Below are 7,802 nucleotides of genomic sequence, written 5' to 3' on the forward strand. Positions count from 1 at the left end.
CGAGCGTGACGGCCTCTTCTGCGAGAAGATCTTCGGTCCCACCCGGGACTGGGAGTGCTACTGCGGCAAGTACAAGCGCGTGCGCTTCAAGGGCATCATCTGCGAGCGCTGCGGCGTCGAGGTGACCCGCTCCAAGGTGCGCCGCGAGCGCATGGGCCACATCGAGCTCGCCGCCCCGGTCACCCACATCTGGTACTTCAAGGGTGTCCCGAGCCGCCTGGGCTACCTGCTCGACCTCGCCCCGAAGGACCTCGAGAAGGTCATCTACTTTGCGGCCTACATGATCACCTCGGTCGACGAGGACGCCCGCCACCGCGACCTGACCTCGCTGGAGAACAAGGTCGCCCAGCAGCGCGAGATGCTCGAGCGCCGTCGCGACACCTCCCTGGAGGACCGCGCCCGCAAGCTCGAGGAGGACCTCGCGGCGCTGGAGGCCGAGGGCGCCAAGGCCGACCAGAAGCGCAAGGTCAAGGACGGCGCCGAGCGCGAGATGGCGCAGCTGCGCAAGCGCTCCGAGACCGAGATCGCGCGCCTGGAGGAGGTCTGGAGCACCTTCAAGTCCCTCAAGGTCCAGGACCTCATGGGCGATGAGCTGCTGTACCGGGAGATGAAGAACTGGTTCGGCAAGTACTTCGAGGGCCACATGGGCGCCACGGCGATCCAGAAGCGCCTGGAGAACTTCGACATCGAGGCCGAGGTCGAGTCGCTGCGCGACACCATCGCCAACGGCAAGGGCCAGAAGAAGGTCCGCGCCCTCAAGCGCCTCAAGGTCGTCGACGCCTTCCGCAAGACCGGCAACAAGCCGCAGGGCATGGTGCTCGACGCCGTCCCCGTCATCCCGCCGGACCTGCGTCCGATGGTGCAGCTCGACGGTGGCCGCTTCGCGACCTCCGACCTCAACGACCTGTACCGCCGCGTGATCAACCGCAACAACCGCCTCAAGCGACTGCTCGACCTCGGCGCGCCCGAGATCATCGTCAACAACGAGAAGCGGATGCTGCAGGAGGCCGTCGACAGCCTCTTCGACAACGGCCGTCGTGGTCGTCCCGTCACCGGCCCGGGCAACCGGCCGCTGAAGTCGCTGTCCGACATGCTCAAGGGCAAGCAGGGTCGCTTCCGTCAGAACCTGCTCGGCAAGCGCGTGGACTACTCGGGTCGTTCGGTGATCGTGTCGGGTCCGCAGCTGAAGCTGCACCAGTGCGGTCTGCCCAAGAACATGGCGATCGAGCTGTTCAAGCCCTTCGTGATGAAGCGCCTGGTCGACCTCTCCCACGCCCAGAACATCAAGTCCGCCAAGCGGATGGTCGAGCGTGCCGTGCGCCCCGAGGTCTGGGACGTGCTGGAGGAGGTCATCACCGAGCACCCCGTGCTGCTCAACCGTGCCCCCACGCTGCACCGCCTCGGCATCCAGGCCTTCGAGCCGCAGCTGATCGAGGGCAAGGCCATCCAGATCCACCCGCTCGTGTGCGGCGCGTTCAACGCCGACTTCGACGGCGACCAGATGGCGGTGCACCTGCCGCTGTCGGCCGAGGCCCAGGCCGAGGCGCGGATCCTGATGCTGTCGACCAACAACATCCTCAAGCCCTCCGACGGCCGGCCGGTCACCATGCCCTCCCAGGACATGATCATCGGTCTGTTCTTCCTCACCACCCAGGTGGTGGAGGCGGCCGAGGGCGAGGTCCTGCGCGCGTTCTCCTCCCAGGCCGAGGCGATCATGGCCTTCGACCGGGGCGAGATCTCGGTGCAGACCCCGATCCGGATCCGTCTGGTCGACACCGTGCCGCCGCTGGGCTCGGACAGCGAGGAGGCGGGCACCTTCGTGCTCGAGACCACGCTGGGCCGCACCCTGTTCAACGACACCCTCCCGGCCGACTACCCCTTCGTGAACTACGAGGTGGGCAAGAAGCAGCTCGGTGCGATCGTCAACGACCTCGCCGAGCGCTACTCCAAGGTCGAGGTCGCCGCCTCGCTGGACGCCCTCAAGGACACCGGCTTCTACTGGGCCACCCACTCGGGCGTGACCGTCTCGATCGACGACGTCACCACCCCCGACGCCAAGCGCGAGATCCTCAGCAAGTTCGAGGCCGACGCGGCGAAGGTCCAGAAGAACTTCGAGCGCGGCATGATGACCGACGACGAGCGTCGTCAGGAGCTCATCGAGATCTGGACCGAGGCCGCCAAGGTCGTCGGTGAGGCGATGGAGGAGAACTTCTCCAAGTCCAACCCGATCTTCATGATGGTCTACTCGGGTGCGTCCGGGAACATGAACCAGATCCGCCAGGTCGCGGCCATGCGAGGCCTCGTGGCCAACCCCAAGGGCGAGATCATCCCGCGGCCGATCAAGTCGAACTTCCGCGAGGGTCTGACCGTCCTGGAGTACTTCATCGCGACCCACGGTGCCCGCAAGGGTCTGGCCGACACCGCGCTGCGCACGGCCGACTCGGGCTACCTCACCCGTCGTCTGGTGGACGTCTCCCAGGACGTCATCATCCGCGAGGACGACTGCGGCACCGAGCGTGGCCTGCCGAAGAAGATCGCCTCCCGCGAGGAGGACGGCACGCTGGTCAAGCACGAGCACGTCGAGACCTCGGCCTACGCCCGCACTGCGGCCACCGCGATCGTCCACCCCGAGACCGGCGAGGTCCTCGCGGGTCCCGGCGACGACCTCGGCGACGTCAAGATCGGTGAGCTCATCGCGGCCGGCATCGAGGAGGTCAAGGTCCGCTCGGTGCTGACCTGCGACGCCCGCACCGGTACCTGCGCGAAGTGCTACGGCCGTTCGCTGGCCACCGGCAAGCTGGTCGACATCGGTGAGGCGGTCGGCATCATCGCCGCCCAGTCCATCGGTGAGCCCGGCACGCAGCTGACCATGCGCACCTTCCACACCGGTGGTTCGGCCACGGCCGACGACATCACGCAGGGTCTGCCCCGCGTGGTCGAGCTCTTCGAGGCCCGCTCGCCCAAGGGTCGTGCCCCGATCGCCGAGGCCGCCGGCCGCGTGGAGATCGAGGAGACCGACAAGACCCGCAAGGTGCTGCTCACCCCCGACGACGGCTCGGAGGTGCAGGAGTACCCGGTCTCGAAGCGCGCGCGCCTGCTGGTCGCCGACGGCGAGCACATCGAGGTCGGTCAGCGGCTCATCGTGGGCACCGAGGACCCGCAGGACGTCCTGCGCGTCCTGGGCGTCCGCAAGGCCCAGGAGCACCTGGTGGACGAGGTCCAGGCCGTGTACCGCAGCCAGGGCGTGGCGATCCACGACAAGCACATCGAGATCATCGTGCGCCAGATGCTGCGTCGCGTCACGGTCATCGAGTCCGGTGACACCATCCTGCTGCCCTCCGACCTGGTCGACCGGGTCAAGTTCGAGGAGGAGAACCGCCGCGTGGTCTCCGAGGGCGGCAAGCCGGCCTCGGGTCGCCCGGTGCTGATGGGCATCACCAAGGCCTCGCTGGCCACCGAGTCGTGGCTCTCCGCGGCCTCCTTCCAGGAGACCACCCGGGTGCTCACCGACGCCGCGATCCACGGTCGCTCCGACAGCCTGCGCGGCCTGAAGGAGAACGTGATCATCGGCAAGCTGATCCCGGCCGGTACCGGCCTGGAGCGCTACCGCAACATCCGGGTCGAGCCCACCGAGGAGGCGCGCGCCGCGGCCTACTCGGTCACCGGCTACGACTCCTACGACTACGAGTACGGCGGCACCGGTCAGGCCGTCGCGCTGGACGACTTCGACTTCGGGTCGTACCAGAACTAGTCACCCCACCACCGGAGCCCGTGTCGCCTCGTGCGACACGGGCTCCGGTGCGTCTCGGGCGTCGTGGCGGCCCGGGAAGTTCTCAGGCGGTTCTCACAACCGTGCCGCCTGCCCGGAGGTCTCACCCTGTGTCCGGCACACACGGTGCCGGGCCGAACCGAACAGGAGACCTGCTGATGAACCCGATCGCCCGTACCGCGGCCGGCGCGGCCCTCGCCGTCGCCACCGCGTCCGCCGTCCTCGTGCCGGTCCTCGGCGGTCCGGCGCAGGCCGCGGCGCCGTCGCCGTGCACCGACCGCGACGTCGTCGCCTCCTACCGCCCCACCGACTCCGGGGCCGGCCATTCCTACGGCCGACTCGTGCTGCGCAACACCGGCACGGTGAGCTGCACCGTGCACGGCTACGGCGGCCTGTCCTTCGTGGGGGGCGGCGACGGCACCCAGATCGGGGCCGCCGCGACCCGCGAGGCCGCCCACGTGCCGACCGTGATCCTCGCCCCCGGTGAGCGGGCGGTCAGCCGGGTCTCGATCACGCAGGCCCTGAACTACCCGCGTCGGGCCTGCCGGCCCCGCCCCGTCGACGGCTTCCGGGTGTACGTGCCCGACGCCACCGCCGCGCAGTTCGTGCCGCTGCCCGACGGCTACCGCGGCTGCGCGGACGCCGACGTCCGGCTGCTCAGCCACGGCCCCTTCCGGGCCCGCTGACCCCGCCGACGGCCCGCCGGCGGGCCGGTGCGCGCCGCCGTGCGGCGAGCCCGGACCCGTCGGAGGGAGAGGGGGGTCCCCTGAGAGGATGGGAGGGTGACCGACGCCGCATCCACCGCTCCCACCTCCTGCGACGTGCTCGTGGTCGGCGCGGGTCCGGCGGGCTCGGCGGCCGCCGCGTGGGCCGCCCGGCTGGGCCGTGACGTCGTGCTGGCCGACGCCGCGGTGTTCCCGCGCGACAAGACCTGCGGTGACGGCCTCACCCCCCGCGCCGTGCACGAGCTCTCCCGCCTCGGCCTGGAGCCGTGGCTGCGCGACCGCGTCACCAGCCGCGGCCTGCGCGCCCACGGCTTCGGCCAGACCCTGCACCTGCCCTGGCCGGGAGGGAACCTGCCGGACTGGGGGAGCGCCGTCCCCCGCACCGAGCTCGACGCCCACCTGCGCACCACCGCGCTGGCCGCCGGAGCGGTCGGGGTGGAGGGCGCGCGGGCCATCGACGTCGTGCGTGACGGCGACCGCGTCACCGCGGTGCTCTTCGCCACCGCCGACGGCGTGCTGGAGATCGCCTGCCGCTGGCTGGTCGTGGCCGACGGGGTGCGCTCCACCCTGGGCAAGGTGCTCGGCCGCGAGTGGCACCGCGAGACGGTGTACGGCGTGGCGGGGCGGTCCTACGTCACCTCCGAGCGGTCCGAGGACCCGTGGATCAGCAGCCACCTGGAGCTGCGCGGGGAGCACAACGAGGTGCTCTCCGGCTACGGCTGGATCTTCCCGCTGGGCGACGGCACCGTGAACCTCGGCGCGGGCACGCTCGCCACCGCCAAGCGGCCGGCGAACATCGCGATCAAGCCGCTGATGGAGCACTACGCCGACGGGCTGCGCGAGGAGTTCGCCCTCACCGGCCCGCTGGAGCACAAGACCTCCGCGCTGCTGCCGATGGGCGGGGCGGTGAGCCACGTCGCGGGCCGCAACTGGGCCCTGATCGGCGACGCCGCCGGGTGCGTGAACCCGCTCAACGGCGAGGGCATCGACTACGGCCTCGAGACCGGCCGGCTGCTGGCCGAGCTGATCGACGGCGCCGGTGACGGGCTGGACCTCACCGAGCGGTGGCCGGCGATCCTGCGCCACCACTACGGCGAGTCGTTCTCGATCGCCCGCCGGCTGGCCGGCCTGGTCACGGTCCCGCGGCTGCTGCCCGCACTGGGCCCGATCGGCATGCGCTCGGACCTGATGATGACCCTGGCCCTGCGCTGGATGGGCAACCTGGTCACCGAGGAGGACGCCGACCGCGCCGCCCGCGTGTGGCGGTGGGCCGGACGACGCTCGCTGGCCCGCGACCACCGCCCGCCGTTCTCCTGATCGGCTCCGAACCACCGTCGTGGAGCCGGTCTACGCAGGAGTCATCGCGCTGGGGCGCGTCGTGCTGCGGCGACTGGACCTGACGGTGCGCGCCAGCGGCACCGAGCACCTGCCCACCCGGGGGCCGGTGGTGCTGGCCAGCACCCACGTCTCCTTCCCCGACTTCGCCTTCATCGGGCGGGCCCTGCTCGACGGCCCGCCCGACGTGCGGCGGCGTCGGGTGCGGTTCCTGTGCCGCCACGACATCTGGGACAGCCCCGCCGGGCCGGCGATGACGGCCATGCGCCACGTGCCGGTGGACCGGGAGGCGCCGGCCGCGGCCTACCTCGCCGCCCGGCGGCTGCTGCGCGCCGGGGAGGCGGTGTGCCTGTTCCCCGAGGCGGGCATCTCCGCGGCCTACGTGACCCGCGCGCTCATGCCGGGTGCGGTCGCCCTGGCCCGCGAGACCGGAGCCCCGCTCGTGCCCGTCACCACCTGGGGCGGTCAGCGGCTGTGGGGGCAGAAGCGCAGCGTCGAGGAGCCGCTCCCGCGCCCGCTGCTCACGCGGGGCCGCACGGTCGACGTCGTGCTCGACGCGCCCTGGCACGTGCCGCCCGACGCCGACGTCGTCGCCACCACCCGACGGCTGGGCGAGCACCTGCACGCCCGCCTCGAGGAGCTCCAGCGCCGCCCCGAGCACCGGCCCCGGCCGGGGGAGTGGGCGCCGTGGTACCCCGCCCACCTCGGGGGCGACGCGCTGCCCCGCGCGGCGTCGTTCGCGCTCGACGCGATGCCCCGCTCGGCGGTGCTGCCCAGCTGGGGACCGGACGCCCCGGTGGGGGCCGCGGCCGGCACTAGGGTGGAGCGGTGAGCGGACGGCGGTGGCAGCGGGTCGCCGCGTACGCCGTGATCATCCGGGACGGCGAGATCCTGCTCAGCCGGCTCGCGCCGCGGGTCAGCCGCCGCGAGCTGTGGACCCTGCCCGGTGGCGGCATCGACCACGGCGAGCACCCGCGCGACGCCGTCGTGCGCGAGGTCTATGAGGAGACCGGGCTGCGCGCGGAGGTCGGCGAGACCGTGCGCCCGTTCTCGCTGCACCTGCCCGACGACTGGCGCGAGGGCCGCCGGGTCGACGCACACTCGCTGCGGCTGGTGTTCGAGGGCCGGGTGCCGGCCGGCTCCCCGCCGCCGCGGGTGGTCGAGGTCGACGGGTCCACGATGGCCTCGGCCTGGCACCCCCTCGCCGACGTGCTCGACGGCACCGTGCCCACGGTGGCCCTCGTGGGGGAGGCGCTGGCGGCCTACCGGCCCGCCCGGGTGCAGCGCGTCGCGGCCTACGGCCTCGCGCTGCGCGGGGACGGCGCCGCCGCGGAGGTGCTGCTCACCCGGATCTCCCCCCACGGCCACCACCACGGCTCCTGGACGCTGCCCGGTGGCGGGGTCGACCACGGCGAGCCCCCCGCCGACGCCGTGCGGCGCGAGGTGGCGGAGGAGTGCGGCCTGGAGCCCGCGCGGATCGTGGTCGGCGCCGTGCTCGGCGTGCACGACGTGCACCTGCGCGGCAACGCGCCCTCGGGACGCGACGAGGACTTCCACGGGGTCCACCTGATCTACGCCCTCGACGTGCCCGCCGACGCGGTGCCCCACGTCGCCGAGGCCGACGGCACCACCGACGCCGTCGCCTGGGTGCCGGTCGCCGACGTCCTCGCCGACCGGCTGCCCGTGCTCGACGTCGTCCACGAGGCGCTCCGGCTCCGCGCCGGGCTGTCCTGAGGCTCGCCGAGGAGCGAGCGTCGGCGACGTGCGGCGTCGGTCGACGTCGTCCGCCCTCCCCGGGCGTCTCGTGACGGCGCTGGGGCGCCTCCTCGACGACCGTGGGTTCCGGCGGGTGTCTCGTGACGGCGCTGGGGCGCCTTCTCGACGGGCGTGGGTTCCGGCGGGTGTCTTGTGACGGCGCTGGGGCGCCTTCTCGACGGGCGTGGGTTCCGGCGGGTGTCTTGTGACGGCGCTGG

The 7,802-nt window shown here is 72.4% G+C and carries 5 protein-coding genes; all 5 read left to right on the forward strand.

Going from position 1 to position 7,802, the window contains the following annotated elements; translation table 11 throughout:
- On the forward strand, positions 1-3,751 hold a 3,751-nt coding region (locus ACERUJ_RS16595; protein ID WP_370249932.1), incomplete at its 5' end, for a DNA-directed RNA polymerase subunit beta'.
- A gap of 176 nt (positions 3,752-3,927) precedes the next feature.
- Positions 3,928-4,455, forward strand: a complete 528-nt coding sequence (locus tag ACERUJ_RS16600; RefSeq protein WP_370249934.1) for a DUF4232 domain-containing protein — start codon at positions 3,928-3,930, stop codon at positions 4,453-4,455.
- A 96-nt stretch (positions 4,456-4,551) separates the two neighbouring features.
- Positions 4,552-5,811, forward strand: a complete 1,260-nt coding sequence (locus ACERUJ_RS16605; RefSeq protein ID WP_370249936.1) for a geranylgeranyl reductase family protein — start codon at positions 4,552-4,554, stop codon at positions 5,809-5,811.
- A gap of 19 nt (positions 5,812-5,830) precedes the next feature.
- A complete protein-coding gene (locus ACERUJ_RS16610; RefSeq protein ID WP_370249937.1) occupies positions 5,831-6,661 on the forward strand; it encodes a lysophospholipid acyltransferase family protein in 831 nt (276 codons plus the stop codon).
- Positions 6,658-7,563 (forward strand): NUDIX domain-containing protein, encoded by a 906-nt coding sequence (locus ACERUJ_RS16615; RefSeq protein WP_370249939.1) that lies wholly within the window; start codon positions 6,658-6,660, stop codon positions 7,561-7,563. Before ACERUJ_RS16610 ends, ACERUJ_RS16615 begins: the two co-directional genes overlap by 4 nt.
- Positions 7,564-7,802: the final 239 nt, after the last annotated feature.

Source organism: Nocardioides sp. (genome assembly GCF_964228225.1).
Taxonomy (GTDB): Bacteria; Actinomycetota; Actinomycetes; order Propionibacteriales; family Nocardioidaceae; genus Nocardioides.